The sequence below is a fragment of the Pseudomonas sp. NPDC089734 genome (assembly GCF_044748865.1).
Lineage (GTDB): Bacteria > Pseudomonadota > Gammaproteobacteria > Pseudomonadales > Pseudomonadaceae > Aquipseudomonas.
This window is the reverse complement of the sequence record NZ_JBIVGV010000009.1, coordinates 52,170-77,943: the sequence shown is the minus strand read 5'-3', so window position 1 is coordinate 77,943 and position 25,774 is coordinate 52,170. Positions and strand designations below refer to the sequence as shown.

Annotated in this window: 22 protein-coding genes and 1 pseudogene; 17 read left to right on the top strand and 6 right to left on the bottom strand. The window is 59.0% G+C overall.

All coding sequences use genetic code 11. The annotated features are described in order from the left end of the window. Positions 1-5 precede the first annotated feature (5 nt). Complete coding sequence (locus tag ACIPY9_RS13680) at positions 6-1,352, bottom strand: MFS transporter (RefSeq protein ID WP_400701780.1); 1,347 nt, start codon at positions 1,350-1,352, stop codon at positions 6-8. A gap of 485 nt (positions 1,353-1,837) precedes the next feature. Between ACIPY9_RS13680 and ACIPY9_RS13675 the strand changes: the two genes are divergently transcribed. The 3 genes from ACIPY9_RS13675 (at position 1,838) to ACIPY9_RS13665 (ending at position 6,357) form a co-directional block, all read left to right on the top strand. Further along, positions 1,838-2,551, top strand: a complete 714-nt coding sequence (locus tag ACIPY9_RS13675) for a FadR/GntR family transcriptional regulator (RefSeq protein ID WP_400701777.1) — start codon at positions 1,838-1,840, stop codon at positions 2,549-2,551. A gap of 1,466 nt (positions 2,552-4,017) precedes the next feature. After that, complete coding sequence (locus ACIPY9_RS13670) at positions 4,018-5,109, top strand: CdaR family transcriptional regulator (RefSeq protein WP_400701774.1); 1,092 nt, start codon at positions 4,018-4,020, stop codon at positions 5,107-5,109. Between the two features lie 111 nt (positions 5,110-5,220). After that, entirely contained in the window at positions 5,221-6,357 is a 1,137-nt protein-coding gene (locus tag ACIPY9_RS13665; RefSeq protein ID WP_400701771.1) for a glycerate kinase, read from the top strand. A 140-nt stretch (positions 6,358-6,497) separates the two neighbouring features. Here ACIPY9_RS13665 and ACIPY9_RS13660 read toward each other — a convergent pair whose 3' ends face one another. After that, a complete protein-coding gene (locus ACIPY9_RS13660; RefSeq protein ID WP_400701768.1) occupies positions 6,498-7,508 on the bottom strand; it encodes a LacI family DNA-binding transcriptional regulator in 1,011 nt (336 codons plus the stop codon). A gap of 195 nt (positions 7,509-7,703) precedes the next feature. Between ACIPY9_RS13660 and ACIPY9_RS13655 the strand changes: the two genes are divergently transcribed. The 7 genes and pseudogenes from ACIPY9_RS13655 (at position 7,704) to ACIPY9_RS13625 (ending at position 15,333) form a co-directional block, all read left to right on the top strand. Continuing rightward, positions 7,704-8,873: a Gfo/Idh/MocA family protein gene (locus ACIPY9_RS13655; RefSeq protein ID WP_400701765.1), complete on the top strand. Its 1,170-nt coding sequence runs from the start codon at positions 7,704-7,706 to the stop codon at positions 8,871-8,873. A gap of 26 nt (positions 8,874-8,899) precedes the next feature. Beyond that, positions 8,900-9,952: a sugar phosphate isomerase/epimerase family protein gene (locus ACIPY9_RS13650; RefSeq protein WP_400702104.1), complete on the top strand. Its 1,053-nt coding sequence runs from the start codon at positions 8,900-8,902 to the stop codon at positions 9,950-9,952. 43 nt (positions 9,953-9,995) lie between these two features. Further along, positions 9,996-11,231, top strand: coding sequence for an MFS transporter (locus ACIPY9_RS13645; RefSeq protein WP_400701762.1), 1,236 nt, complete (start codon positions 9,996-9,998; stop codon positions 11,229-11,231). A gap of 26 nt (positions 11,232-11,257) precedes the next feature. Continuing rightward, positions 11,258-12,130, top strand: coding sequence for a sugar phosphate isomerase/epimerase family protein (locus tag ACIPY9_RS13640; RefSeq protein ID WP_400701759.1), 873 nt, complete (start codon positions 11,258-11,260; stop codon positions 12,128-12,130). Between the two features lie 235 nt (positions 12,131-12,365). Then, positions 12,366-13,130 (top strand): annotated as a pseudogene (locus ACIPY9_RS13635) (MCP four helix bundle domain-containing protein); the annotation flags it as partial. Beyond that, the gene (locus ACIPY9_RS13630; RefSeq protein WP_400702101.1) at positions 13,128-13,991 is read left to right on the top strand and encodes a methyl-accepting chemotaxis protein; all 864 of its coding nucleotides are present in this window, start codon (positions 13,128-13,130) and stop codon (positions 13,989-13,991) included. The pseudogene ACIPY9_RS13635 and the gene ACIPY9_RS13630, both read left to right, overlap by 3 nt. Before the next feature lie 97 nt (positions 13,992-14,088). Further along, the gene (locus tag ACIPY9_RS13625) at positions 14,089-15,333 is read left to right on the top strand and encodes an AGE family epimerase/isomerase (protein ID WP_400701756.1); all 1,245 of its coding nucleotides are present in this window, start codon (positions 14,089-14,091) and stop codon (positions 15,331-15,333) included. 5 nt (positions 15,334-15,338) lie between these two features. Here the strand turns inward: ACIPY9_RS13625 and ACIPY9_RS13620 are convergent, their stop codons facing one another. Then, entirely contained in the window at positions 15,339-16,427 is a 1,089-nt protein-coding gene (locus ACIPY9_RS13620; RefSeq protein ID WP_400701753.1) for an AbrB family transcriptional regulator, read from the bottom strand. 121 nt (positions 16,428-16,548) lie between these two features. Here ACIPY9_RS13620 and ACIPY9_RS13615 point away from each other — a divergent pair, with 121 nt between their 5' ends. Both ACIPY9_RS13615 and ACIPY9_RS13610 read left to right on the top strand, forming a co-directional pair. Next, positions 16,549-17,451, top strand: a complete 903-nt coding sequence (locus tag ACIPY9_RS13615) for a LysR family transcriptional regulator (protein WP_400701750.1) — start codon at positions 16,549-16,551, stop codon at positions 17,449-17,451. 161 nt (positions 17,452-17,612) lie between these two features. Then, positions 17,613-17,753 (top strand): hypothetical protein, encoded by a 141-nt coding sequence (locus ACIPY9_RS13610; RefSeq protein WP_400701747.1) that lies wholly within the window; start codon positions 17,613-17,615, stop codon positions 17,751-17,753. 111 nt (positions 17,754-17,864) lie between these two features. Here the strand turns inward: ACIPY9_RS13610 and ACIPY9_RS13605 are convergent, their stop codons facing one another. Further along, positions 17,865-18,368 (bottom strand): nucleoside 2-deoxyribosyltransferase, encoded by a 504-nt coding sequence (locus ACIPY9_RS13605; RefSeq protein ID WP_400701744.1) that lies wholly within the window; start codon positions 18,366-18,368, stop codon positions 17,865-17,867. A 167-nt stretch (positions 18,369-18,535) separates the two neighbouring features. Here ACIPY9_RS13605 and ACIPY9_RS13600 point away from each other — a divergent pair, with 167 nt between their 5' ends. Beyond that, positions 18,536-20,179, top strand: a complete 1,644-nt coding sequence (locus ACIPY9_RS13600; protein WP_400701741.1) for a VRR-NUC domain-containing protein — start codon at positions 18,536-18,538, stop codon at positions 20,177-20,179. A 55-nt stretch (positions 20,180-20,234) separates the two neighbouring features. Here ACIPY9_RS13600 and ACIPY9_RS13595 read toward each other — a convergent pair whose 3' ends face one another. Then, complete coding sequence (locus tag ACIPY9_RS13595; RefSeq protein WP_400701739.1) at positions 20,235-20,537, bottom strand: hypothetical protein; 303 nt, start codon at positions 20,535-20,537, stop codon at positions 20,235-20,237. Between the two features lie 402 nt (positions 20,538-20,939). On the opposite strand from ACIPY9_RS13595, the gene pstS reads away from it, so the two are divergent. The 4 genes from pstS (at position 20,940) to pstB (ending at position 24,699) form a co-directional block, all read left to right on the top strand. Then, positions 20,940-21,959: a phosphate ABC transporter substrate-binding protein PstS gene (pstS, locus tag ACIPY9_RS13590; RefSeq protein WP_400701737.1), complete on the top strand. Its 1,020-nt coding sequence runs from the start codon at positions 20,940-20,942 to the stop codon at positions 21,957-21,959. 84 nt (positions 21,960-22,043) lie between these two features. Beyond that, positions 22,044-23,039 carry a phosphate ABC transporter permease subunit PstC gene (pstC, locus tag ACIPY9_RS13585; RefSeq protein ID WP_400701735.1) on the top strand — a complete coding sequence of 332 codons (996 nt, stop codon included), beginning with the start codon at positions 22,044-22,046 and terminating at the stop codon, positions 23,037-23,039. Next, a complete protein-coding gene (gene pstA / locus ACIPY9_RS13580; protein WP_400701733.1) occupies positions 23,036-23,920 on the top strand; it encodes a phosphate ABC transporter permease PstA in 885 nt (294 codons plus the stop codon). Before pstC ends, pstA begins: the two co-directional genes overlap by 4 nt. Continuing rightward, a complete protein-coding gene (pstB, locus tag ACIPY9_RS13575; protein WP_400701731.1) occupies positions 23,920-24,699 on the top strand; it encodes a phosphate ABC transporter ATP-binding protein PstB in 780 nt (259 codons plus the stop codon). Before pstA ends, pstB begins: the two co-directional genes overlap by 1 nt. Here pstB and ACIPY9_RS13570 read toward each other — a convergent pair. After that, a complete protein-coding gene (locus ACIPY9_RS13570) occupies positions 24,680-25,627 on the bottom strand; it encodes a LysR family transcriptional regulator (protein WP_400701729.1) in 948 nt (315 codons plus the stop codon). The genes pstB and ACIPY9_RS13570 overlap by 20 nt on opposite strands. Positions 25,628-25,774: the final 147 nt, after the last annotated feature.

Sequence of the window (25,774 nt, the reverse complement as noted above, 5' to 3'; positions counted from 1 at the left end):
ACTGATTAATGGGTGGCCGAGGTCTGTACGGCGGCAACCGGTGTGGCGCCAGGCTTGGGCTTGTTGCGGGCGGCGAAGACGATGATGGCGGCAATGATCGAAGTCGCGGTCAGGCCGTAGAGACCGCCCTGGATCGAGCCGGTGTTCTGTTCAAGGATGCCGAAGGTGGCCGGGGCCACGAAGCCGCCCAGGTTGCCCACCGAGTTGATCAGGGCGATGACGGCGGCGGCAATCCGGGCATCCAGGTAAGCCTGAGGGATTGGCCAGAACAGCGACGATGCCGACTTGAAGCCAAGTGCTGCAAAGCAGATGGCGACAAAGGCAAAGATCGGGCTGCCGGTGGTGGACAGGAACATCCCGGCGGCAGCGATCAGCAGGGCTGTGGCGACCCAGGCCTGCTGGTTTTTCCATTTGGCCGACAGCGAAGCGAAGGCGTACATGCCGATGATCGACAGCAGCCAGGGGATCGAGTTGAACAGACCAACCTGGATGTCGTTCAGATCGCCCATTTTCTTGATGATGCTGGGCAGCCAGAACGTTGCGGCATAAATGGTCAGTTGGATAAAGAAGTAGATCAGGCAGAACAGAATGATCTGGCTGTCCTTGAGCAGCTTGCCCAGCGACGGCTTGATGGGGGTTGCGGCTTCACGGGCCAATTGTTCGTCGTCGATGGCCTTGACCAGTGCGTCCTGTTCTTCGCGGGTCAGCCATTTCGCATCGTGAGGCTTGGAGTCCAGCCAGAACCAGACAAAGCCACACAGCGCTACCGAGAACATGCCTTCAATGAAGTACATCCACTGCCAGCCATGCATGCCCAGGCCATTGATCTGTAGAAGCAGGCCGGACAGCGGGCCAGCAATCAGCGAAGCAATGGCAGAACCGCTGAGGAAGATGGCAATTGCCTTGCCACGCTCTACGCCCGGCAGCCAGCGGGTGAAGTAGTAGATCACGCCAGGGAAGAAGCCGGCTTCAGCCACGCCCAGCAGGAAACGCAGGATATAGAAGTGGGTTTCGTTCTGAATGAACGCCATGCAGGAGGCGACGATGCCCCAGGTGAACATGATGCGTGTCAGCCAGATACGGGCGCCGACCTTTTGCAGCAGGATGTTTGAAGGCACTTCAAACAGCGCATAGCCGATGAAAAACAGGCCGGCACCCAGGCCATAGGCCGCAGCACCGATGCCCAGGTCGTGCTCCATGTGCGAACGCACGAAGCCGATGTTCACCCGGTCGATGTAGTTGACGATAAACATGATGACGAAAAGCGGCAGGACGTGGCGTTTGACTTTGGATATGGCCGAACTCAGGGTCGGATCGATGCCGCCCACCACCCCGGAATTGGATGTGTTCACAGTTGAATCTCCCACTCGTTGTTTTTATGCGGGTTTTTTGCAAGGTGTGTCCCTTGCATTGACAGTCATCATACAAGTAAAAAAGCGTTGTGCAAGTCCCTCACAGGCTCCTGGTGAGGCATTTTTTATTCTGTACGGGTGAGGGTGTGTGTGATGGAGAGGCGATTCAGTCAGGCTTTAAACTCTATAAATACCTTTATTTACTGGGTTTTCAGGTGGTTTTTACAGATTTTGGTCCTGAGGAAGAAGTTTTTCTGGGCAGCGTCGAATCCATGAACTCACGAAAAGATCGTGCAGATCAGAGGTAAAGATATTTTAGGGGATACTGATAACTTGTCGTACAAGTTGGACAAGTGATCATTCCACGCAGAATGGCCTGTGAGAGGCGTATCCGGTGGTATGATTCGGGCCATTACAGGCCTCCCATGCGCTGTTTTCAGACAAGTGAAAAGGCCAGAACCCCGGTGTTTCAGGACATGATCGTCATGCAAGAACCCACCACCGCTTCCTCGAAGCGCCGTCAACACAGCCTGGCCACTGATCTGGTCACCGAACTCAGCCAGCGGATTCTGCTGGGCAAGATTGCGCCCGGCCAGAAACTGCCCTCCGAAAACGAGATCGTGCGTGAGCATGGCGTCAGCCGGACCGTGGTGCGTGAAGCGATTTCCAAGCTGCAGGCTTCAGGGCTGGTCGTGACCCATCACGGTGTGGGCACTTTCGTGCTGGAGCGCAGCGACCAGACAGGGTTGCGTCTCAAGGTCGAAACCGTCTCCCGTGTCAGGGACATTCTTGAATTGCGCATCGGTCTGGAAACCCAGGCGGTTGCGCTGGCGGCGTTGCGGCGTACCGACGAGCAACTGGCGGCGATGCGTCAGGCGCTGGATGACTATCAGGATTTGCTGGCCAATGAAGACAGTTGTGTGGAGGCCGACAAGCGTTTCCATATGTTGATCGCGGAAGCGACAGGCAACCCTTATTTCATTGAGATCATGCAGCATCTGGGCAGCGCGATCATTCCCCGGACCCGGATTGCTTCCAGTGAGCGTGCCGGTGCCAATCTGGCGCATCACGGTTATCTGGCCAATCTTGAGCATGAGGCCTTGCTCAGTGCCATTCGCCGTAAGGACCCTGATGCGGCCCGTGCGGCGATGTGGACTCATTTGAGCAACAGTCGTGAGCGGTTGGTGCCGTTGGAGTAGGGGGATGGAGCATATCCGGATTGGACGGAGCTTTTTCGCGGATAAATCCGCTCCTACGGGTTCCGCCTTTACGGCGGCCCCCTTTTGTTTCGGCAAAAGGGGGGAAAACCATGGGCTCCGGTTCGGCCCCGCCTGACGGCGGGGTTCCCTCGCTTCGGCGTTGTTCCATGGGGCCGCGCCGATGGGCCATCCATGGCCTGGCGGCGCTTGCTCGGCTCCTGCCTCGCACCCCACTCCACAACACCTCCACTCGGCCTTCACCCACGTCGCAATCGGTGGTGTCTGGACTTTTTGTGTTTGAAAAGCAAAAGCAAAGAAAAGCTAAAAGGCTCTTTGCCGCGATGGCGTGAACAACGCCAAACGCGACGTTGGTGACGGCTGAGTGGAGGCGGTGATCCGGTGGGAATTCTGCAGGGATGCAGAATTAGCCGCACTGGGCCATGGATGGCCCATTGTGGCGACCGCCGGATCAGCGCCGGAGCGAAGGAACCCTGCCGTCAGGCGGGGCCGAACCCGGAGCAATGGCTTTGCCTACTTTGTCCGAAAACAAAGTAGGGCGCCGTAAAGGCGCAAGGCGGCATCAAGTCGAACGATCTACCCAGTAACAAATACGTTCCTCGTCAGGGAACATATCCGGATTTTGCTGTGTGGCGAGTATCGGTTCCGCCTTTACGGCGGGCCCCTTTGTTTCGGCAAAGGGGCGAAACCATTCGCTCCGGTTCGGCCCCGCCTGATGGCGGGGTTCCCTTGCTCCGGCGTTGTTCCATGGGGCCGCGCCGATGGGCCATCCATGGCCTGGCGGCGCTTGCTCGGCTCCTGCCTCGCACCCCACTCCACAACACCTCCACTCGGCCTTCACCAGCGTCGCAATCGGTGGTGTCTGGACTTTTTGTGTTTGAAAAGCAAAAGCAAAGAAAAGCTAAAAAGCTCTTTGCCTCGATGGCGTGAACACCGCAGAACGCGACGTTGGTGACGGCTGAGTGGAGGCGGTGATCCGGTGGGAATTCTGCAGGGATGCAGAATTAGCCGCACTGGGCCATGGATGGCCCATTGTGGCGACCGCCGGATCAGTGCCGGAGCGAAGGGACCCTGCCGTCAGGCAGGGCCGAACCTGGAGCAATGGTTTTGCCTACTTTGTCCAAAAACAAAGTAGGGCGCCGTAAAGGCGCAAGGCGGCATAAAGCCGAACGATTCATTCAGTAACAAACAAGCTTCTCGTCAAGGAGCATATCCGTATTGGATGGAGCTTTTTCGCGGATAAATCCGCTCCTACGGGTTCCGCCTTTACTGCGGGGCCTTTTGTTTCGGCAAAGGGTGTGTCGTCCCTGCTCATCGATCCACACCTTCGCAACGCTCGGGATGCAGACAAGCCCGTCACTTGCAGGCACACTTCAGGCCTCAATAAATCCAAGATCCTATCCGCATGCCCACTCCCTTCACGCCTTTTCTGCAGCAGGTTTCCTTCCATGTTCGCCCTTGACCGGGCGCTGGCTCAGGACATCGTCGACCGGGCCATGGCGATTCTTCCCTACAACGTCAATGTCATGGATTACCTGGGCATCATCATCGGCAGCGGTGACCCCGAGCGTTTGTGTACCCGCCATGAAGGGGCGCAACTGGTCCTGGCCAACAGCCGGGTGGTCGAGATCGACTCCCAGGCTGCCTTGCAGTTGGGTGGGGTCAAGCCAGGTGTGAACCTGCCGTTGATGCTGGATCATAAGCTGATCGGTGTTCTCGGGATCACCGGGGAGCCCGATGAAGTCCGGGTCTATGGCGAGCTGGTGCGGATGACCGCCGAAATGCTGATGGAGCATCGTCGTCAGCAGGCCGATCGCCAGTGGCGTCAACAGCGCAGTGAAGACCTGTTGGCTCGTCTGCTGTTGCAGGACTGCCCGGAAAGCCTGGTGGATGAGGCGCGACAGTTGGGGCTGCAACCCCAGCTTCCTCGTCAAGCGGTATTGATCCTGCTGGCAGAGCAGTCTTCGGCGGCCAGTCAGGTCGCGGCCTGGTTGAGTGGGCGTTATGCCGACAGTTGGTGCGTGATGCGCGACCCCACATTGCTGTACTGGTGTCGTGCGACAGGCAAGGATCGGGACGATGCCATGCTGCTCAAGCAGTTCGACGAGCATGGCTGGCCGGTGCTGCGCATGGCCACGGCAGAGCCGTCGGCGGATCTGGTTGCCTTGCGTCAAGCCTGCGCAGCCGCCCAGGACCTGTTGGACTACGCCAGCCAGGTTCGCCCTGAACAGCGTCTGCTGCGCCTGGATGCCTGGCGTCTGCCGGTGCTGTTCTGGCGTCACCGTCATGACTGGCTGGCTCAGGACATCGCCGAGCCGATTGGCCGTTTGCACAATCATGGTCCCTTGCTGGAAACCCTGCGCAGCTGGTTCGAGTTCAGCGGTGAGAGCCAGGCTTGTGCCGAAGCCTTGGGCATTCATCGCAACAGCCTGCGTTACCGGCTGGAAAAGATTGCCGAGCTTACAGGCTGCGACCCTTACAAGACCGATGACTTGTTGCGTCTGTATCTGGGTGTGCATATGACGTCACACTCCGGTTGACGGATCTTTTTGTTCAAATGACCGATAACCTTCATCAATCGTTGTGCGAAGGTCAGGCGGAAAATCCATGACAGGGTGAGAACATCCCGGCATCGGATATGGAGAACAACAATGAAAATCGTCATCGCCCCCGACTCTTTCAAGGACAGCCTCAGTGCCCAGGCGGTTGGCAGTGCCATTGCCAGCGGTCTTGCCGAGGTCTGGCCCACTGCCGAACTGATCGAATGCCCCATGGCCGATGGTGGCGAGGGCACGATCGAGGCCGTGCTGGCCGCCTGTAACGGGCAACTGATGAGTGCAGAGGTCTGCGGGCCTCTGGAAAATACCGTTCGGGCCCACTGGGGCTGGCTGCAGGAAAGCCGTACCGCAATCATTGAAATGGCCATGGCCAGCGGCTTGCAGTTGTTGAGTCTTGAGCAGCGCAATGCCTGCATCACGACGACCTATGGCACAGGCCAGCTGATTGCCGCAGCACTGGATGCCGGTGCGCAACGGGTGATTCTGGCCATTGGTGGCAGTGCGACCAACGATGCAGGCACCGGCATGCTCTCTGCTCTTGGGGCCCGTTTCCTGGACAGTAACGACCAGCCGCTGGCTTCGGGTGGGCTTGCTCTGGCGCGGCTGGCCCGCATCGATCTGAGTGGATTCGATCCGCGTTTGGCCGATGTGCGCTTTGAAATTGCCGCCGATGTCGATAACCCCTTGTGCGGTGTGAACGGCGCTTCGCATATCTTTGGTCCGCAAAAAGGCGCATCGCCCGAGCAGGTGCTGGCACTGGACGCGGCGCTCGGGCATTTCGCCGACTATTCCGTGCAGGCGGTCGGTCAGGACTTGCGCGACAGCCCCGGCAGCGGTGCCGCCGGGGGCATGGGGTTCGCTGCCAAGGCTTATCTCAAGGCCTCGTTTCGTGCGGGCGTGGAAGTGGTGGCTGACCTGACAGGGCTTGAACAGGCGCTGGCGGGTGCGGATCTGATCATCACGGGGGAGGGGCGTTTCGATGCCCAGACCCTGCGTGGCAAGACACCGTTCGGCGTTGCCAGGGTCGCTGCTCGTCATCAGGTCCCGGTCATCGTACTGGCCGGCACCCTGGGTGAAGGTTATGAGCGTTTGTACGAACACGGCATCAGTGCCGCGTTTGCCCTGGCCAGCGGACCGATGAGCCTGGACGATGCCTGCCGCAATGCGGCAGCGCTCCTGCATGACCGGGCCAGGGATCTGGCGCGGGTCTGGCGTCTGGCGCAGCGTTGATGTGTAACGGCTGCTGTTTGAGGGATTGGTTCACATTGGATGACGTTGTCTATGGGCTACGTTTCGTTCGTTGACCGCACAAGTAACCGCACAAGTAAAACGCGAGTCCTGCACTTGCTCAAGCCGTGAGGTTGGGTGGCTCACCGCCCCCTGAAACCCGGCGCAGCCGTGCTGTCCCGCAACGTCAATTCGTAAGGCAATACGATATGGCGCTGTTCGAGAGGCTTCTTCTCGATCAGGGCCACCAGCATCTCGACGGCTTTCTGGCCGAAAACTTCGGCAGGCTGCGCGATGGTGGTCAGGGGCGGGTCGCAGTAGGCGGCCAGGGGAATGTCGTCGAAGCCCACCAGTGAGAGGTCTTCCGGTACGCGAAGGCCTTGTTGCTTGATTCGCTTCAGCGCGCCAATGGCCATTTCGTCGTTTTCGCAGAACAGTGCGGTGGGGCGTTCGGGCAATTCGAGCATGGCGGCGGCACCGTCATACCCGGCTTTCAGGCTGAAATCGCCGTGGCAGATGAGGGTGGGATCGAAGGCGATACCGGCCTGTTTCAGTGCCTCGATGTAGCCGTCGACACGGTCGCGGGTCAGGGGACTGCTTCTGGGGCCTTTGATCAGGCCGATGCGTCGGTGACCCAGCTCAATCAGGTGTTCGGTCATGGCCCTGGCGGCGGCATGGTTGTCGAGGCTGATGGTGGGGTAGCGCCCATCCTTGATCACTTCACAGGCATTGACGATGGGAGGTGAATCCTCACCTTCGCCGAGCGCTTCATAAGGGTCATACGCCCGCAGTTGAATCACTCCGTCTGCCTGGTGGGCATGAACCAGTTCGGCGAATGCCCGCTCGGTTTCCTCATGCCCCTGGGTGTCGCACAACAGCAGTCGATAGCCGGCGGCCTGAGCGGCCTGTTGAGCGCCGCTGATCACCCGCGCAAAGAAGATATTGGCGATTTTCGGCACCAGGATCACCAGGTTGGCCGTCTTGCGGGAGCGGAACTGTACCGCCATGAGGTTGGGCCTGTAGCCGGCCTGTTCCACGGCGGCATTGACCTTGTTGCGGGTCTCGGGGAGTACGCGCTCGGGGGACTTGAGCGTCCGGGACACGGTTGCAACCGAGACGCCTGCCAGCCGGGCTACTTCGCGGATATTGGACAAGACCACCTCGTTTCGGATTGTGCGGCCTGCGAGCTTACCGCAGGTTGGTGTCATGCAGAAATGTCGGAAAATCCTGGCGATGGGGTTTGACACCCGGAACGCACGGGGCTAATTTCTCGCCATGATGTAACCGGTTACATTGTGTCTGATTATAGGATGCAACGCTCTTTCTGCCTCATACAGAGACGATTTGCGATGACTACAGCGGTGCCAAAAATAAGAATGGGTTTTGTCGGCGGAGGAGAGGGGGCTTTTATTGCTCAGGCTCACCGCCAGGCTGCCGGGCTCGATGGACGTTATGAACTGGTGTGCGGTGCCTTCAGCCGGGATGCGCAGAACAATCGCAGGACCGGAGAGGTATTGGGGCTTCCTGCTTCGCGCTGCCATGACGACTGGCGCCATATGCTTGAGGCCGAGCAGGCATTGCCCGCTGACCAGCGCATGGAACTGTTGGTCATCGTCACCCCCAATCACCTTCATGCCCCTGTGGCCACTCAGGCGCTGAATGCAGGTTTTCACGTGTTCAGCGAAAAACCCGCTGCGCTGAATCTGGCCGAACTGTTGGCCTTGAAAGAGGTGGTCGATCGCAGTCAGCGCCTTTATGGTCTGGCCCACACCTATCTGGGCTACCCGATGGTCTGGCAGGCCAGGGACATGGTGCGCAGCGGTGTGATCGGCGAGTTGCGCAAGGTGATTGTCGAGTATCCGCAAGGCTGGCTCAGCCAGGACACGGTGAACAAGCAGGCCGACTGGCGAGGGCAGCCCGGACAGTCCGGAATAGGGGGATGTATCGGTGATATCGGTACACATGCCTTTTCTCTGGCCGAGTTCGTGGCCGATCAACCGATCAGGCAATTGAGTGCGATGCTCGGGGTGCATGTCGAAGGTCGCCAGCTGGACGATGATGCTTCGATGCTGTTCCGAATGGACGGAGGGGCCAGTGGCGTCCTGATTGCCAGCCAGGTCTGCGCCGGAGAGGAAAACCCGCTCAAGATCCGGGTCTACGGCAGCAAGGGCGGGCTTGAGTGGCGGCAGGAAGAACCGGCGAGCCTGATCCATCGCAGCCTCGATCAGCCGATGCGCGTATTGCGCTCCGGTGTCGGTCAGCCCTGGCTGTGTGAGGCGGCCACTCAACGCATGCGTTTGCCTGCGGGGCATCCCGAAGGCTATCTCGAAGCCATGGCCAACCTGTATGGCGATTTCGCCACGGCCATTCGTGCCCGTGCTTCCGGCAATGTGGCTGACGGCGTGCCCGGAATCGATGTCGGGTTGCGCGGCATGGCTTTCATCGAAACCGTGATTGCCAGCCATCGCGGCGATACCAAGTGGACCGAACTGGTCTGCACTCGGAGGGCGCAGCCATGAAGCAGGCCAATCAGACACCGACAGGCATGCGAGGGCCTGGGATCTTCCTGGCGCAGTTCATCTCTCCCGAAGCACCGTTCGACAATCTGGCCAACATTGCCCGCTGGGCAGCGTCCCAAGGCTACAAGGCGATCCAGTTGCCGACGCTCGGCACGCAATACATCGATCTGGCTCGCGCCGCCGAGAGCCAGTCTTATTGCGATGAGCTGAAAGCCGTCTGTGCGCAGGCCGGTGTCGAGATCAGCGAGTTGTCGACACACCTGCAAGGCCAACTGGTGGCCGTGCATCCGGCGTTCGACACACTGTTCGACGACTTCGCGCCTGCTCATCTGCGGGGCAAACCGCAGGCGCGTACCGAATGGGCCATCGATCAGTTGAAACTGGCCGCACGGGCCAGCCAGCGTCTGGGGCTGACCGCACATGCCACGTTTTCCGGGGCATTGCTGTGGCCTTATGTCTATCCCTGGCCACAGCGTCCAGCCGGGCTGGTCGAGCAAGGGTTTGCCGAGCTGGCGAGTCGCTGGCGACCCATTCTGGACTGCTTCGACGAAGCGGGCGTCGACCTGTGCTACGAAATCCATCCCGGTGAAGACTTGCATGACGGGGCTTCGTTCGAGCGTTTTTTCGAAGCCGTTGATCATCACCCGCGTGCCGCCATTCTCTATGACCCCAGCCACTTGCTGCTTCAGCAGATGGATTATCTGGGGTTCATCGACCGCTACCACGACCGGATCCGCATGTTTCACGTCAAGGACGCCGAGTTCCGCCCCGACGCACGATCCGGGGTCTATGGCGGTTATCAGGGCTGGGTCGAGCGGCCTGGGCGTTTTCGCTCCCTGGGCGATGGTCAGATCGATTTCAAATCGATCTTCAGCAAGCTGACCCAATACGGTTTTTCCGGCTGGGCCGTGCTGGAGTGGGAGTGTTGCCTCAAGGACGCCGGGCAGGGCGCAGCCGAAGGGGCTGCGTTCATCCGGCAGCACATGATTACCCGAACACAGAAGGCATTCGACGATTTCGTCAGTGTGGCCTCCGACGAGCGATCCAATCGCCGTCTACTGGGGCTGCCCGACGCCTGAACTCAAACGCTGTTTACCCCAATAACAATAAAAGGTGACTGTTATGACCAGGATGACTGCGCGTCTGAGCGTAATGATGTTCCTGCAGTTCTTTATCTGGGGCGGCTGGTTCGTCACCCTGGGTACTTTCCTTTCCACCAGCCTGAGCGCCAGCGGTGGCCAGGTCGGGATGGCCTTTTCGACACAATCATGGGGCGCAATCATTGCGCCCTTTGTCATCGGGCTCATCGCTGACCGCTACTTCAATGCCGAGCGCATTCTGGCCGTGTTGCATTTGATAGGCGCCGTGTTGTTGTTCCAGCTATACCGCGCTGCGGATTTCAGCCTGTTCTATCCGTACCTGCTGGCCTACATGATCATCTACATGCCGACCCTGGCGCTGGTGAACTCGGTGGCGTTCCGGCAGATGAAAGACCCGGCACTCGAATTTGCCCGCATCCGTGTCTGGGGCACCATCGGCTGGATCGTGGCGGGCGTGGTGATCAGCCTGGTGTTTGCCTGGGATTCGCAGGTGGCCATTGCTTCCGGCGGCCTGCGCAACACCTTTCTGATGGCGTCTCTCGCGTCCCTGGTGCTGGGGCTTTACAGCTTCACCTTGCCGGCTACGCCCTCGCAGAAATCAGAAGCGGAGGGCGACGGTTTCAGGCAGTTGCTCGGGCTGGATGCCCTGGGGCTGTTGAAGGATCGCAGTTATCTGGTGTTCTTCATTGCGTCGATCCTGATCTGCATACCGCTGGCGTTCTATTACCAGAATGCCAATTCGTTCCTGGCAGAGATTGGTGTGGCCAACCCCACGGCGAAAATGGCGGTGGGGCAGGTCTCCGAAGTGCTGTTCATGCTGTTGTTGCCGCTGTTCATCCACCGCTTCGGCATCAAGGTCGCCCTGTTGATCGGGATGCTGGCGTGGGCCTTGCGCTACGTGCTGTTTGCTTACGGCAACAATGGTGATCTGGCGTTCATGCTGCTCACCGGCATTGCCCTGCATGGCGTCTGCTACGACTTCTTTTTCGTTTCGGGCCAGATCTATACCGATGCCAAGGCCAGCGAGCGTTTCAGAAGCGCCGCCCAAGGGCTTATCACCCTGGCCACCTACGGTCTGGGCATGTTGATCGGCTTCTGGGTCGCAGGTCATGTCTCCGATCATTACGCCAGTCCGCAAGGGCATCTCTGGCGCAACATCTGGCTGTTCCCGGCCTTCTTTTCACTTGGTGTCGTACTGGTTTTCCTCATGGCGTTTCGCGACACGCGAGCGACCGATGCATCCCTCTCCAGAACTTGAATTCATAAACAAAACAGGAAGTTCCCATGCGATTTATCAAGTCGGTTGTGCTGTCTGCGGTGTTCGTCGGGTTTGGGGTGGGAGGGGCCTCGGCAGTCGCGGCTCCGCCCGTGACCTCGATCAGCAACCCCATTGCGCTTCAAATGTATACGTTGCGAAACGTCGGTACGCTTGAGCAGCAACTGGCCATGGCGAAAAGTGCAGGGTTTCGCAAGGTCGAAGTGGTGGGCAATCAAGGCGTGACGGCTAACGAACTCAAGTTCCTGCTGGACAAGTATGAGCTGAGCGTCAGCTCTTCCCATGAACAGTTGAGTACCTTGCGCAATGACCTGCCGGCCACCATTGCCTTCAATCAGGCCATTGGCAACCGTGTGCTGGTGCTCCCCTGGCTTGAGATCGCCGACCGGCCGACCGATGCGGCGGGCTGGCGCAAGCTGGGGGCGGAGCTGGATCGATTGGGTGCCAGGCTGCGTGAGTACGGCATGAAGCTGGCTTACCACAATCATGATTTTGAAATGAAGAAATACCAGGACAAGACCGCTTACGAATGGCTCGTGAGCGCCACGAAGCCCGAGAACCTGCTGCTTGAGGTCGATGTGGCCTGGGTTTTCCGCGGTGGGCAAGACCCGGCCCGTTTCATCCGGAAATATGCCGGGCGACTGTTTGCGATTCATGCCAAAGACAATTCCGGCATCGGTATTCGTGACGATGAAATGAATTTTGCGCCGCTGGGGGAGGGGTTGCTGGACTGGGATGAAATCATTCCGACCTATGAACGAACCGACCGACCGCTTTATATCGTCGAACACGACCTGCCCAAGGACCCGCTCTCGATCATCACCACCGCCAGACAGAACCTGATTGCCGAACTGAGGGCCGCACGAGTCGCCAGTAAATAGGCCTGGAGGTTCAAGATTCGTTCTCTTTTGTACGGAGCCTGGGCAACCCGGGCTTCGCTGCAACGCAGTAACGGGGAGGGCGCAAGGTCGGGACAGGTGATCGCAAGGGTCAGATGGCCGCTGAAAAAATGATGGCATTCAGCTCTCAAGAAGCGTTCTGCCAAGTCGATATGCTAAGTGGTTGTCTGACAACACTGTTTTGAAACTGCCTCCCAAATATAAAAGAGTCGTAGCCATGAACTTACGCACACTAACTATTGCTCGCCGTGCGGGCCTGGGTTTTACCCTGATTTCCCTGCTTGTTGCGTTGTTGGGCTGGTTCGCGCTGGCGCAGATGTCTACGATTCGCCAGAGCGAGATCGCGGTTGAGACCAACTGGCTGCCGAGCATGCGTGTGGTCAACGACATTCGTGAAACCATGCTGCGCATCCGTACCATTTCCCTGCGCATGGCCCTGGACCCGGACCCCAAGAATATTCCCACCTATCGCGGCCAGATGGATGTACGTAACAAGGTCCTGGCCGAAAAGCTCGCCATCCTCGACAAGTTCGTCGATACCCCGGAAGAAAAAGTCCTCGCCGACCAGTTCCGTGTCAGCCTGGCCGAATACCAGAAGGCTCTGGATCGCTCCTTCGTTCTGGCTGATCAGAATGACAGTGCAGGCCTGAACAAGCTGTTGCTGGTCGACATGAAAACCATCGTCGACGGTTCAGGCAAACAACTGAACGACATGGCCGAGTTCTACAATCAAAAGGTCGATTCCGAAGGCAAGGCGGCGGAGGTCCAGTATGACCAGTCGCGCAATATCGTGATTGTGTTCGTGATTCTGGCAGCCCTGGGTACGATCGCTCTGGCTCTGTTGCTCACTCGCAGTATCGTCCGTCCACTGGAACGCGCCGTTGTGGCGGCGGAGTATGTGGCCAAGGGCGACCTGACCCGCGACATCGTGGTCGACGGTCAGGACGAAGTCACTCGCCTGTTGCGTGCCCTGGAGCAGATGCAGGCTAACCTGTGTGCGGCCATGCGCAATATCAGCCACTCCGCAACCCAGCTGTCATCGGCCGCTACCGGGCTGAACACCGTGACGGAAGACAGCTATCGCGGCCTGCATCAGCAGAACGCCGAGATCGACCAGGCGGCCACCGCCATCAACGAAATGACCTCGGCGGTCGAGGAAGTGGCCCGTAACGCGGTGTCCACCTCCGATGCTTCCAATCACTCCAGTGTTTCGGCCAAGGCCGGTCAGGCACGTGTGATCGAGACTGTGCAGTCGATCCAGACGCTTACCGACAACGTGCAGGCCACTTCGGCCCTGGTACAGAATCTGGCCGATCAGTCCCAGGACATCGGCAAGGTGCTGGACGTGATCCGTTCCATTGCCGAGCAGACCAACCTGCTGGCCCTCAACGCGGCCATCGAAGCGGCACGTGCCGGTGAGTCGGGCCGTGGTTTTGCGGTGGTGGCCGACGAAGTACGCGCGCTGGCTCATCGCACCCAGCAGTCGACCCTGGAAATCGACAACATGGTCAGTGCCATGCGCAACGGTTCGGCTCAGGCGCTGGAATCGATGATGACCAGCCGTGACCGTGCTGACTCGACGCTGTTGATGGCTCAAGGGGCGGGTGAGTCCCTGAGTGAAATCACTTCGTCGATCAACCAGATCTCCGAGCGTAACCTGGTCATTGCCAGTGCGGCCGAAGAGCAGGCGCAGGTGGCGCGTGAAGTTGACCGCAACATCGTCAATATCCGCGACCTGTCCATGCAGTCGACTCAAGGGGCGAACCAGATCAGTGCTTCGAGCAACGAACTGTCCCGCCTGGCGGCCGACCTGAATCAGGTTGTGGCCAACTTCAAGGTCTGATCGATCCGCTTCAGCTCCGCTTGCTGCTGACCGACCGTGGCGCGCATCATGCGCCACGGTTGGACAGATCTCTTCTCGATGGAGGCAGCAACGCGTCATGGACAATAACAATTACAACTTCAGCAGCTGGCTGCATTCGCAAGCCCATCATCAATGGCTGGCACAGGAAGGCATCCGTCTACTGACCTTCGCCAAGGCTGCAAGGCTGGAAAACGGTTTCGGCAGCCTCGATGACTATGGTCGCCTCATGGTCGGTGCCACGGCCCAGACCATGAACACCGCCCGCATGACCCACAGTTTCGCCATGGCCCATGTGCAAGGCATTCCCGGTTGTGCAGCGCTGGTGGACCACGGTATCGCAGCCCTCAGCGGCCCCCTTCGTGACGCCGAACACGGTGGCTGGTTCAGTGCTGCGCTGGACGAGGGCGGCAAGACCGATAAACAAGCCTATCTGCATGCCTTTGTCGCCCTGGCGGCGAGTTCTGCGGTCGTGGCCGGGCGAGAAGGCGCACAGGCGTTGCTGTCCGATGCCATACAGGTCATCAATACCCGTTTCTGGAGTGATGAAGAAGGCGCTCTGCGTGAATCCTTCGCCCGTGACTGGACCGCAGAGGAGGCCTATCGCGGTGCCAACAGCAACATGCACGGCACCGAAGCCTTTCTGGCTCTGGCGGATGTCACCGGTGATGTCCAGTGGCTGGACCGGGCACTGAGGATCGTCGAGCGGATCATCCATCGGCACGCAGCAGCCAACGACTTCAAGGTCGTCGAGCACTTCAGCCAGTTCTGGCTGCCCCTTGCCGACTACAACCGCGACAATCCCGCTGACGGTTTCCGGCCTTTTGGCACCACGCCAGGGCATGCCTTCGAGTGGGCGCGTCTGGTGCTGCATCTGGAGGCGGCGCTCAAGCGGGCAGGCCGAACGCCCCCGGACTGGCTACTGGAAGATGCCCGCCAGTTGTTTGCCAATGCCTGTCGCTATGGCTGGGACGTGGATGGCGCTCCGGGCATCGTCTACACCCTCGACTGGGAGAACCGCCCGGTCGTGCGTCATCGTCTGCACTGGACTCATTGTGAGGCGGCGGCCGCTGCTGCCGCCTTGCTGCAACGCACGGGCGAGAAACCGTACGAGAACTGGTATCGCTGCTTCTGGGAGTTCAACGAGACCCTGTTCATCGATGGCGAGCACGGCAGCTGGCGTCATGAACTCAACGAGCAAAACGTACCCAGTGCGGATATCTGGCCGGGCAAGCCGGACCTGTATCACGCCTATCAGGCCACGCTGTTACCGGTATTGCCGTTGGCACCCAGTCTGGCCAGTGCATTGTCCGGCCAGAACTGACGAGGTCAGTGGGCCGGCACTTGTTTGTCTGTGAGGCGGATGATCTGCCGGGCCAGGAAACTGCCGGTCAGGATCACGCCGAACAGCCGTAGCGTCTGCATCGCCAGCACGAAACCGACGTCGGCGTGGGTGTCGATGGCAATGATCGCCATCGCATCCAGGCCGCCGGGGCTGGTGGCCAGATAGACCGAGAGGTAATCCTTGCCCAGCATCACGGCAATCAGCCAGGCCGAAAGGGCACACAGAACGATCAACAGCATTGAAGCGAAGATCATCATGGGCAGGCGTCGCCAGACGTATTCGATGGTCTGTCTGTCGAAGCGCAGGCCGATGTAGCACCCGATTGCACCATAGCCCAGGGCCAGCAGCCCGGTGGGAATGGTGATCTGCAACAGGCCGCTCAGTTGAAGCGCGCCACCGAGTACCAGAGGGACCAGCAGGGCACCCGCCGGCATCCGTGACCCCAGCAGTACACCGATGACGATCACGCCCAGGCTCAGGGCCAGATCCAGCAGGTTCATGCCTTGCATGACCACGTCGCTGCTGTGCAGCTCGGCCCCGCTGCCGGGGGCGCCAATGAAGCGGCTGACCAGCGAGCCGACCACTACCACACACACGACCCGTACATATTGCATGGTGGCGACCACACGTGAGTCGGCACCGTAATCCTCGGACATGGCCACCATCGCCGAGGCGGCACCCGGCGAAGTGCCCCAGGCGGCCGTATTGCTGGGGATGCCGGCAAAGCGCACCAGCACCAGCCCGACCACGGCACTGAGCAACACCGTGAGGACCGTGGCGAACAGCATTACATGCCAGGACTGAATGGCGGTCAGCAGCACACCCATGGTCATGGCGTGGGCGATCAGAACGCCCACGGTTCCCTGGCCGAGCTGGAAGAGTTTTTTGTTCATGCGGATGGTCGCACCGGAGACACCGAAGCCGATGGCGACCAGCATCGGGCCAAGAAACAGCGCCGCTGGAACATTCATGAGTTTGAGGAGTTGCCCGAAGGTGCCTGCGATCAGGATCAGGCTTGCCCATTGGGCCAGAGGAGGCAGCGAGGATAACGACAGGCGTGGAGCGCGTGACAAGGAGGTTCTCCCGGGTGTTGACGGGCCGGTCTGCAGGTGACCGGACGGAGAAAGTATCGACACTCCAATCGATCAAGTCTATTTTCTAATAATCATGAATCGATAACTTTGGTTGATAGATATGGACCTGCGGGACCTCACCTACTTTGAAACCATTGCCGAGCTGGGCCATTTGGGCCGTGCAGCCGAAAAGCTCAATCGCAGCCAGCCTGCGCTGACCAAAAGCATCCAGCGGCTGGAGGAATCCTTCGGGACGCGTTTGTTCCAGCGCGACGGGAGGCGGATCAAGCTGACCCCTGTCGGCGAGCTGCTTCAGGCCAGAGGCCGGGAGTTGCAGCAGAGCATTGCCCAGACCCAGCGTGAGGTCCGGGATTTTGCCAGTGGTATGGTCGGTAACATTCGTGTGGGCTGTGCCGCTACCATGGCCGAGTACCTGATGCCCAAGCTGACATCGGCCTTGCTGCAACGGACCCCGGACGTCACCTTCAAGCTGGTGATCGGTCAGGACGATCTGCTGAGCGAAGCGCTGCGCTCCGGGCAACTGGACATGGTCATCTGCTCGCTGATTCCTGACGATGAGCAAGTGACCAGTTTCTCGATTCTTGAAGACGAGGCAGTGGTCATTGCCAGTAAACATCACCCGGTTTTCAAGGCTCCGCTGCAGATGAGCGACCTGAATGCCTACCGCTGGGTATTGCCGCCCGTAGGCGTGTCCTCGCGTAAATGGCTGGATGCGACCTTTGCCGCTCATGGCCTGCCGCCACCGACAGTACAGATCGAAGCCAACTCCATTTCCCTGCTGCCGGGCTTGATTGCCCAGAGCAACCTGTTGAGTTTCATTGCCCGGGAATCACTGGAGTTCGGCAAGAACATGCAACACCTGCGCGAAGTACCGCTGGAGCAGACCACGATGAAACGCACCATCGGCGTGACGCTGCGCAGAGGAGGGTATCTGTCGCCGGCGGCCCAGAGCATGGTGCAGATGCTGCGCGACAAGGGCGGGGAGTTTCTGAGCTGGCGCTGAGGTTTTGCGCTTTTGCTCGCGGCTGCGCTAGCCTGCGGTTATGCAGATGCGTAGGACGCGTCTGATTCCACGATAAAAACAGGAGCACGTCATTGATGCATATTTCTTCATCTGTCCCCGGTGCGAGTGCCAGACTGCATTTTGGTGGAGACCAATCGCCTTTGAACGATTCCGATGCCGATGAAGACAATGATCCCGAGGGCTATCTGGATCTGGAGATTCTGGGGCTGGACGACTTTATCGACTCGGACAAGATCGACCCGGGCATCACCGGGGATATCGGCGCTTCCAACCTGAATTGAGCGTGCAAAAGCAGGAGCGAATTCATTCGCGAAAATCGGGCACATTCGCAACCGGTGTATTGCCTGGAATATGTCATTCGCGAATGAATTCGCTCCTGCGGATGGTTACGCCTACCGGCCCGTCAGGGCCAGATACCGGGCGAGTGCTTCGATTCCCCGTTCCACATTCGGGCTGCTGCCTGCCCAGGTGCAGGCCATCATCAGGTTGCGGGGCAGGCCGAAGTCTTCCACGACAAACCCCTGGCTGTCGAAACCGTTTTCATCGTGAGGCACCAGTTCCCGCAATGACGCCACGGGCTCGAAATAGGCCCAGACCGGTTTGTTCAGCGCCACGGCCATCCCGACCTCGAATGCGGTCCCGGAGTCAGGCTCAAGGCCACGAAACACATTGAGGTTGGCCAGCACGGCCGTGCTGCGCCGGATCATGTCGATGTTCATCGTGCAGATCAGGTGCGCGGTGTCGTGAGGGGAGAGGCCGGGTGTCACGTCATTGTCGAACGGGTACATGCCTTCAAGGCCATGAGCCGCACAATAGGCTTTCAGATAGTTTCCGTGCTCTATGGCGTCTTGCCTGAACACATCGAAACCCGCGAGATAGATCCTTGGCGCGTGCATACCGGCTCCTGTGACGAAAGGCGTGGGTGATTCTATGACCGACAGGCCGGTTCAGGAAATGCACCATTTATCGGACGCTTGCCAGACAGGCGACGCCATGACTGGAATCTGTACGGATAACCAGTATCCTTGGGCCTCTGTTCTCATGGCTGTGTGCGACCGTATTCTTGAACACTTCACCTCTCGACAACCCGTTCTATTACCTGGAGAACTTCCGCCAGGTGCTCGCCTGGATCGTCCAGCGCTACGACGACCTGCTCGACGAGCAGGAGCGGCAGTTCATCAGCGGGTTTGCTGCGTTGCCGATTTCAGCCCAGGGCCTGCTGGTGCGTATGGTCATGCGCAAGGGCACGCTGTTTCGGGCCAGCAAGCTGAATTACGCCGAAATTGGCGACACGCGCGAAGCGGCGGAGCCGTTGCTCGCGCTGGGCTGGCTCGATGCGCGTCCCGAGCTGGACCTCGAAGCGCTGTTTCAATTGCTGCGCAAGGACGAATTGAGCCAGTGTTTCAAGGCTCATGCCGTCAAAGGCCCTGAGCGCAAGAACGAGTGGTTGGCACGCCTTGGGGCATTGTATGAAGAGGCCCGGCCACTGGATCAGTGGCATCCCGATCTGGACGATCAGGTGTTCGGTCTGACGGTGATGCCGCTGTGCGATCGCTTGCGGCTGCTGTATTTCGGCAACCTGCATCAGGAGTGGTCGGAGTTCGTGCTGGCGGACCTGGGAATCTACCGCTATGAAACGGTCGAATTCTCCCCGGACTCTCGGGCCATTGGCGAACGGGGGGATATCGACGTCTGTCTCCGGCTGCATGCCTGCCGGGAGGCGCTGGAATCGGACACCGAGCTGGCAACGCTGGCCGGGCAGGCGCTGGCCATCGAGACCGGCAATCCCTGGTTGCAAAGACGTCGTGCCAGGTTGCTGTTCCAGATTGGCCAGCAGGCCGAGCGTCTGAAGGACTGGCCGCTGGCGCTTGAGGTCTATCGCCAGTGTGCCTATCCGGGGGCGCGTTCACGTCAGATCCGGGTCCTGGAGCTGGGTGCCGAATACGTCCAGGCCATGGCACTGCTTGAACAGGTCAGAAATGCTCCGCAGAACGATGCCGAAACCCAGCATCTGCAACGGATTCTTCCGCGTCTGCAGCGCAGGCTGGGGTTGCCGGTCGAACGCCGTCAGGCCGCGCGAGCGGTCTCGCGTATTGATCTGAGCGTGGTGCCGATTGAAGGGCTGAGTGTCGAGACCTTGATCCGCGAGCATCTGGAGGAAGAGGGCAGCGAAGTGCATTACGTCGAGAATGCACTGATCAATTCACTGTTCGGCCTGCTGTGCTGGCCCGCGATTTTCGCGCCGCTGCCGGGGGCATTCTTTCACCCTTTCCAGAGTGCGCCCAGCGACCTGCTCAGCCCGGATTTCTACCTGCGTCGTGCGCCGTTGTTCGAGGCCTGTCTGGCCCAACTGGAGTCCGATGCCTATCGGGCCACGATCCGTGAGCATTTCCAGAGCAAGTACGGCCTGCAGTCGCCCTTTGTGTTCTGGGGCGTGCTGACCCCCGAACTGCTGGAACAGGCATTGCACTGTCTGCCGGCCGAGCATCTGGGGCACTGGTTTCGTCGGCTGTTGCAGGACATCAAGGCCAATCGCACCGGCATGCCGGACCTGATCCAGTTCTTTCCGCAACAACGCAGCTACCGGATGATCGAGGTCAAGGGGCCTGGCGACCGCCTGCAGGACAACCAGCTACGCTGGCTGGACTTCTGTGGCGAGCATGGCATGCCGGTGGACGTGTGTTACGTCCAGTGGGACGTGCAGTAAGGGGCTGAAAGGCATCGGCCTGCTTCCTGCGCAGGCCGGGCCCAGGCTATCGGCATCAATGACCACGAGGTTTTTCGTCGTTGGGCGTGCTGCTGTCATTGTCACTGTTGTTGGCGTCATGCGGATCGTCATGCCCATTGCGCATGCCGTTGGTCTGGGCGGGATCGGGAACCATGCCTCTTGTTTCGGGGCTGGTGCCGTCGTTGTTCCTTTCCTGACTTCTGTTCATGTCCACGGCCGGAACTTCCGGGCCGTTGCCTTCGGGGTTGGTGGGGCCGGTCGAGCCGGCCCATGCTCCTGCGCTGGCGCAGGCCAGCAGCGCTGCAATACCCCAGGTTGCCACTCTATTGCCATTCATGATGCAAACCTCCGATGTCTGATCGATACCTTCCATTGGGCTGAACCATGAAAGGATTGGTGCGATGATTCCGACCGGTGGAGAAGGAGAAGGGCTGTGAGGGGGAGAGTCCCCTTGGTCATGAAAGGAAGGCTTTCTTACACTTTTAAAACATAAATGGCATTTGGCTATCGGTCTTTTGCTGGCGGAATGGCATCTGTTCCTGTCAGGCCCGAAACCCCTGAAAACAGGGGAGATGGCGGCTTTTGATCACGGGCTGGTGTAGGAGATTGACTACAAAAAAACCTTCGTTTCTGACATGCGTCGACAGACTGTCATTAAACAGCAACATTTCAGGTTTTAAATCCGCCTCGGGCCTCCTTAAGTGGACCACCACATTTTCTCCTGGACTGAGGTATTACCGTGATACTGCTGACTAAAAAACGCTTGTCGCTTCTGATCGCTTCGCTGTGCCTGAGCGGTGCTGCCCACGCGACTGACGTCACTGGCGCTGGTTCGAGTTTCGTCTTCCCGGTTATTTCAAAGTGGTCCCAGGACTACAGCAAGAACTCGCCAAACCGCATCAACTACCAGTCGATCGGTTCGGGTGGCGGCATTGCTCAGATCAAGGCAGCAACCGTTGACTTCGGCGCATCCGATGCTCCGATGTCTGCAGAAGACCTGCAGGCCGCCGGTCTGGGTCAGTTCCCTAGCGTGATCGGTGGCATCGTGCCAATCGTCAACGTTGAAGGTATCGAGAGCGGCAAGCTGAAGCTGGACGGCGAGACGCTGGCCAAGATCTTCATGGGCACCATCAAGACCTGGGACGATGAGTCCATCAAGGCGCTGAACCCTGGCGTGACCTTGCCTAAAACCAACATCACTGTTGTTCACCGTTCGGACAGCTCGGGCACTTCCTACAACTTCACCAACTACCTGAGCAAGGTCAGCCCAGAGTGGAACGAGAAGTTGAAGTTCGGTTCCACCGTTCAGTGGCCGGCCGGTGTAGGCGGTAAAGGTAACGAAGGTGTTTCTGCCTACGTCAAGCAGATCAAGGGTTCGATCGGTTACGTCGAATACTCCTACGCTGCTACCAACAAACTGTCTTACACCCAGCTGAAAAACGCTGCTGGCAAGTTTGTGACTCCGACTTCCAAGACCTTCGCCGCAGCGGCAGATACTGCTGACTGGGCAAGCGCCAAGGACTTCGGCCTGATCATGACCAACGCCCCGGGTGACGAGGCATGGCCGATCACTGCAACCACATGGATCATCATGTACAAGAAGGCCAAGAACGAAGAGAAAAGTGCAGCCACTTTCGACTTCTTCAAGTGGTCTCTTGAAAACGGTCAGAAACAGGCAGAAGGGCTGGACTACGTAGCTCTGCCGAAATCGCTGGTTGACCGTGTAGAAAGCTACTGGAAATCCGAATTCACCAAATAAGTGATTCAAGCCTGTAGCTCACCCCTGTCATTGGCCGCGATATCGGTTCGATGACAGGGGCTTTTTCTTGCGAGTGGACTCAACATGACTGAAAACACCCAATACCTGTCCGCTACCGTCTCTGAAAACGAGTCAGACGGTGAGAAGCGCGCCAAGCGGGATCATCGCCATGACGTGTGGTTCAGGCGTGCGTTGCAAGGCTCGGCCATGCTGGTGCTTGCACTGCTGGGCTGTATTGCCCTGTCGACCTTGTGGGGCGGAAGTCTGGCATTCGAGACTTTTGGTCTTGGTTTTCTGACCAGCACCGAGTGGGACGTGAACAGCGGCAAGTTTGGCGCGCTGGTTCCGATCTACGGTACGCTGGTGACCTCTTTTCTGGCCTTGCTGATCGCCGTTCCGGTGAGTTTCGGCATCGCTATCTTTCTGACGGAAGTCGCACCGCCATGGTTGCGGATGCCCATTGCCTCGGCCATCGAGCTGCTGGCCGGTATTCCTTCGATCATCTATGGCATGTGGGGGCTATTCGTCTTCGGCCCGTTCATGGCTGAAAACCTGTCGCCCTGGATCAACGAGCATCTGGGCGGGTTGCCATTGATCGGTGCACTGTTCCAGGGGCCGCCGCTGGGTATCGGCATGCTGACCGCCGGTATCGTACTGGCCATCATGATCACCCCGTTCATCACTTCCGTGATGCAGGAAGTCTTCCGTACCGTGCCCACGACACTCAAAGAGTCTGCCTATGCCCTGGGCGGCACGACCTGGGAAGTGGTCTGGGATATCGTGTTGCCTTACACCCGTTCTGCGGTGGTGGGTGGTGTCTTCCTGGGTCTGGGCCGCGCACTGGGTGAAACCATGGCGGTGACCTTCGTACTGGGTAACGCTCACCAGTTCTCGGCTTCGCTGATGATGCCAAGCAGTTCCATCGCTTCGGTCATTGCCAACGAGTTCAACGAGTCCTACACCGACCTGCACCGTTCGGCGCTCATTGCGCTGGGCTTCCTGCTGTTTGTCGTTACGTTCATCGTGCTTGCCCTTGCACGTCTGATGTTGTCGCGTCTGTCGCGTAAGGAGGGGTTATGAGTAAGGACGTAACGGGTAACGAGAGCCTCTACCGGGTTCGCGATATCAAGAACAAGGTCGCCATGGTGCTCAGCTGTGGCGCCACGGCATTCGGCCTGTTGTGGCTGGTCTGGATCCTGCTGACCACCATCATCAAGGGTGTCGACGCCCTGAATCTGCAACTGTTTTCCGGCATGACACCTCCACCGGGTGTCGAAGGCGGCCTGGCCAACGCGTTCTACGGCAGCATCCTGATGTCGGGTATCGGCCTGTTGATCGGTACGCCGATCGGCCTGATGGCCGGTATCTGGCTGGCCGAGTTCGCACGCTACTCGAAGCTGGGTAACGCTGTACGCTTCATCAACGACATCCTGCTGTCTGCACCGTCGATTGTTCTGGGCCTGTTCGTGTATACGGTCGTGGTCTTGCCATTGAACGCGATCAGTGGCCATCAAGTGGGCTTCTCGGCAATTGCCGGTGCTCTGGCCCTGGCGCTGCTGGTGATTCCGGTGGTGGTGCGTACCACCGACGAAATGATGCAACTGCAACCCTCGACCATGCGCGAAGCCGCACTGGCCCTGGGTGTACCACAATGGAAGCTGACCCTGCAGATCGTCCTGCGCGCCGCCAAGGCGGGCGTGGTCACGGGCATTCTGCTGGCGCTGGCTCGTATCACGGGCGAAACCGCTCCACTGCTGTTCACCGCTTTCGGCAACCAGTTCTGGAGCAGCGACCTGCTAAAACCGATCGCCAGCGTTCCGGTGGTGGTCTTCCAGTACGCCATGAGCCCGTTCGAAGACTGGCATTCCCTGGCCTGGGCCGGTGCACTGGTCATGACGCTTTTCGTACTGATACTGAGTCTGCTTTCTCGCTTAATTCTTCTGCGCAATAGGGCGTCCTGATGAACAACCTTTCCCTTGCCAACGAAAAAACCAAGATTCAAGTGCGCGGTCTGGAGTTTTTCTACAACAACCAGAAGTCACTGAAATCCATCGACATGGTGATCCCCGAGAAGCGCATCACCTCGATCATCGGCCCGTCCGGCTGCGGTAAGTCGACTCTGCTGCGTGTGTTCAACCGTATCTACTCGATGTACCCGAAACAGGAAGCGCGCGGCGAAGTGCTGCTCAATGGCGAAAACATCCTGGCACCGGGCTACTCGATGAACCGTCTGCGCAGCCACGTGGGCATGGTGTTCCAGAAGCCTGTGCCATTCCCGATGTCGATCTTCGAGAACATTGCCTACGCGATCCGTCACCACGAGAAGCTTTCGCGCCGTGAAATGGAAGACCGTGTCGAGCAGGCCCTGCGCGGTGCCGCGCTGTGGGATGAAGTGAAAGACAAGCTCAAGAACAGTGCGACCAGCCTGTCCGGCGGTCAGCAGCAGCGTCTGTGTATCGCTCGCACCATCGCGTTGCGTCCTCAGGTTCTGCTGCTCGACGAGCCGACCTCTGCACTCGACCCGATTTCCACCGGTCGTATCGAGCAGTTGATCACTGAGCTGAAAGAGCAGTTCACCGTGATCATCGTGACTCACAACATGCAGCAGGCGGCCCGTTGCTCGGACTACACCGCGTTCATGTTCATGGGCGAACTGATCGAACACGGCGACACCGATACCATCTTCACCAAGCCGTCCAAGACCCAGACCGAAGACTACATCACCGGTCGCTTTGGCTGATCCCCGCCAGGGTGGGCATCGCCCGATGCTCACCCATGAATTCCTCGATCCGGCTGCGCAACCAGCGTTCTGCCGGGTCGTTGTCCATCACGCTCAACCACACCATCGACAGATCCAGCCCCGGCGTACTGAACGGCAAGGGTTCGTCATGCAATAACCCCAGCGCACTCATGGCACTGGCCGTGTAGTCGGACAGCCCTGCGATCAGGTCGGTCCCGGCCATCAAGGCGGGCAGGGTAGTGAAACGTGGCACGGACAGGACCACCTTGCGCTTGCGCCCCAGAGCCGTCAGCCATTCATCCGCAAAACTGCTGACGTTCGCCACATGCGATACCACCACATGCGGGCGTGAGCAGTATTCGTCCAGGGTCATCGGCGTGCTCGACTTGTCAGCCCTCACCACTCGCGGTTGCACATTGCGTAACAACTTGCGCTTGGCATTGGCCGGTAAATCGCGGGTCAGGCAGATGCCCACGCTGATATCACCGGACATCAGCACTTCAGAGATATTCAGGTAGTCGACGTGCCTGACCACCAGGACAATCCCCGGAGCTTCCTTGCGAATGGCCTGCAACATGGCGGGCAGCAACCCGAACTCGACGTCATCCGACATGCCGATGCGGAAGGTCATGTTGCTGGCCGATGGATCGAATTCGCGCGTCAGGCTCAATGCCGTGGACATGGCATCCAGGGCCGGTGTCAGGTGTTTCAGGATTTCATGGGCCCGGGCGGTCGGTTCCATGCGATGCCCGACCCGGATGAACAAGGGGTCGTTGAGCAGATTGCGCAGCCTGTTCAGGGCCGCACTGATGGTGGGCTGGCCGAGAAACAGTTTTTCGGCGGCACGGGTGACATTGCGCTCTTGCATCAATGTCTCGAAAACCACCATCAGGTTGATGTCTGCCTTGCGCAGTTCATTGCGATTCATTGTTATTCCTTTGCACCAGGCCGGGTCGTACTTTGAAAGGACGGCGACAGTCTATATGAGTCGGCGTCCGGCATTCTTTAACACAATGAAATGCCTGTGTGGGTGACAGATGCGAATCAGTAGGCCAGCATGTGGCCTTTGCAAATC

What these genes read in the sequence shown, in the direction of transcription:
- ACIPY9_RS13675 (WP_400701777.1), top strand. Translation starts at nt 1,838, where the DNA reads ATGCAAGAACCCACCACCGCTTCCTCGAAGCGCCGTCAACACAGCCTG.
- ACIPY9_RS13670 (WP_400701774.1), top strand. Translation starts at nt 4,018, where the DNA reads ATGTTCGCCCTTGACCGGGCGCTGGCTCAGGACATCGTCGACCGGGCC.
- ACIPY9_RS13665 (WP_400701771.1), top strand. Translation starts at nt 5,221, where the DNA reads ATGAAAATCGTCATCGCCCCCGACTCTTTCAAGGACAGCCTCAGTGCC.
- ACIPY9_RS13655 (WP_400701765.1), top strand. Translation starts at nt 7,704, where the DNA reads ATGACTACAGCGGTGCCAAAAATAAGAATGGGTTTTGTCGGCGGAGGA.
- ACIPY9_RS13650 (WP_400702104.1), top strand. Translation starts at nt 8,900, where the DNA reads ATGCGAGGGCCTGGGATCTTCCTGGCGCAGTTCATCTCTCCCGAAGCA.
- ACIPY9_RS13645 (WP_400701762.1), top strand. Translation starts at nt 9,996, where the DNA reads ATGACCAGGATGACTGCGCGTCTGAGCGTAATGATGTTCCTGCAGTTC.
- ACIPY9_RS13640 (WP_400701759.1), top strand. Translation starts at nt 11,258, where the DNA reads ATGCGATTTATCAAGTCGGTTGTGCTGTCTGCGGTGTTCGTCGGGTTT.
- ACIPY9_RS13630 (WP_400702101.1), top strand. Translation starts at nt 13,128, where the DNA reads ATGCAGGCTAACCTGTGTGCGGCCATGCGCAATATCAGCCACTCCGCA.
- ACIPY9_RS13625 (WP_400701756.1), top strand. Translation starts at nt 14,089, where the DNA reads ATGGACAATAACAATTACAACTTCAGCAGCTGGCTGCATTCGCAAGCC.
- ACIPY9_RS13615 (WP_400701750.1), top strand. Translation starts at nt 16,549, where the DNA reads ATGGACCTGCGGGACCTCACCTACTTTGAAACCATTGCCGAGCTGGGC.
- ACIPY9_RS13605 (WP_400701744.1), bottom strand. Translation starts at nt 18,368, where the DNA reads ATGCACGCGCCAAGGATCTATCTCGCGGGTTTCGATGTGTTCAGGCAA.
- ACIPY9_RS13595 (WP_400701739.1), bottom strand. Translation starts at nt 20,537, where the DNA reads ATGAATGGCAATAGAGTGGCAACCTGGGGTATTGCAGCGCTGCTGGCC.
- pstC (WP_400701735.1), top strand. Translation starts at nt 22,044, where the DNA reads ATGACTGAAAACACCCAATACCTGTCCGCTACCGTCTCTGAAAACGAG.
- pstA (WP_400701733.1), top strand. Translation starts at nt 23,036, where the DNA reads ATGAGTAAGGACGTAACGGGTAACGAGAGCCTCTACCGGGTTCGCGAT.
- pstB (WP_400701731.1), top strand. Translation starts at nt 23,920, where the DNA reads ATGAACAACCTTTCCCTTGCCAACGAAAAAACCAAGATTCAAGTGCGC.
- ACIPY9_RS13570 (WP_400701729.1), bottom strand. Translation starts at nt 25,627, where the DNA reads ATGAATCGCAATGAACTGCGCAAGGCAGACATCAACCTGATGGTGGTT.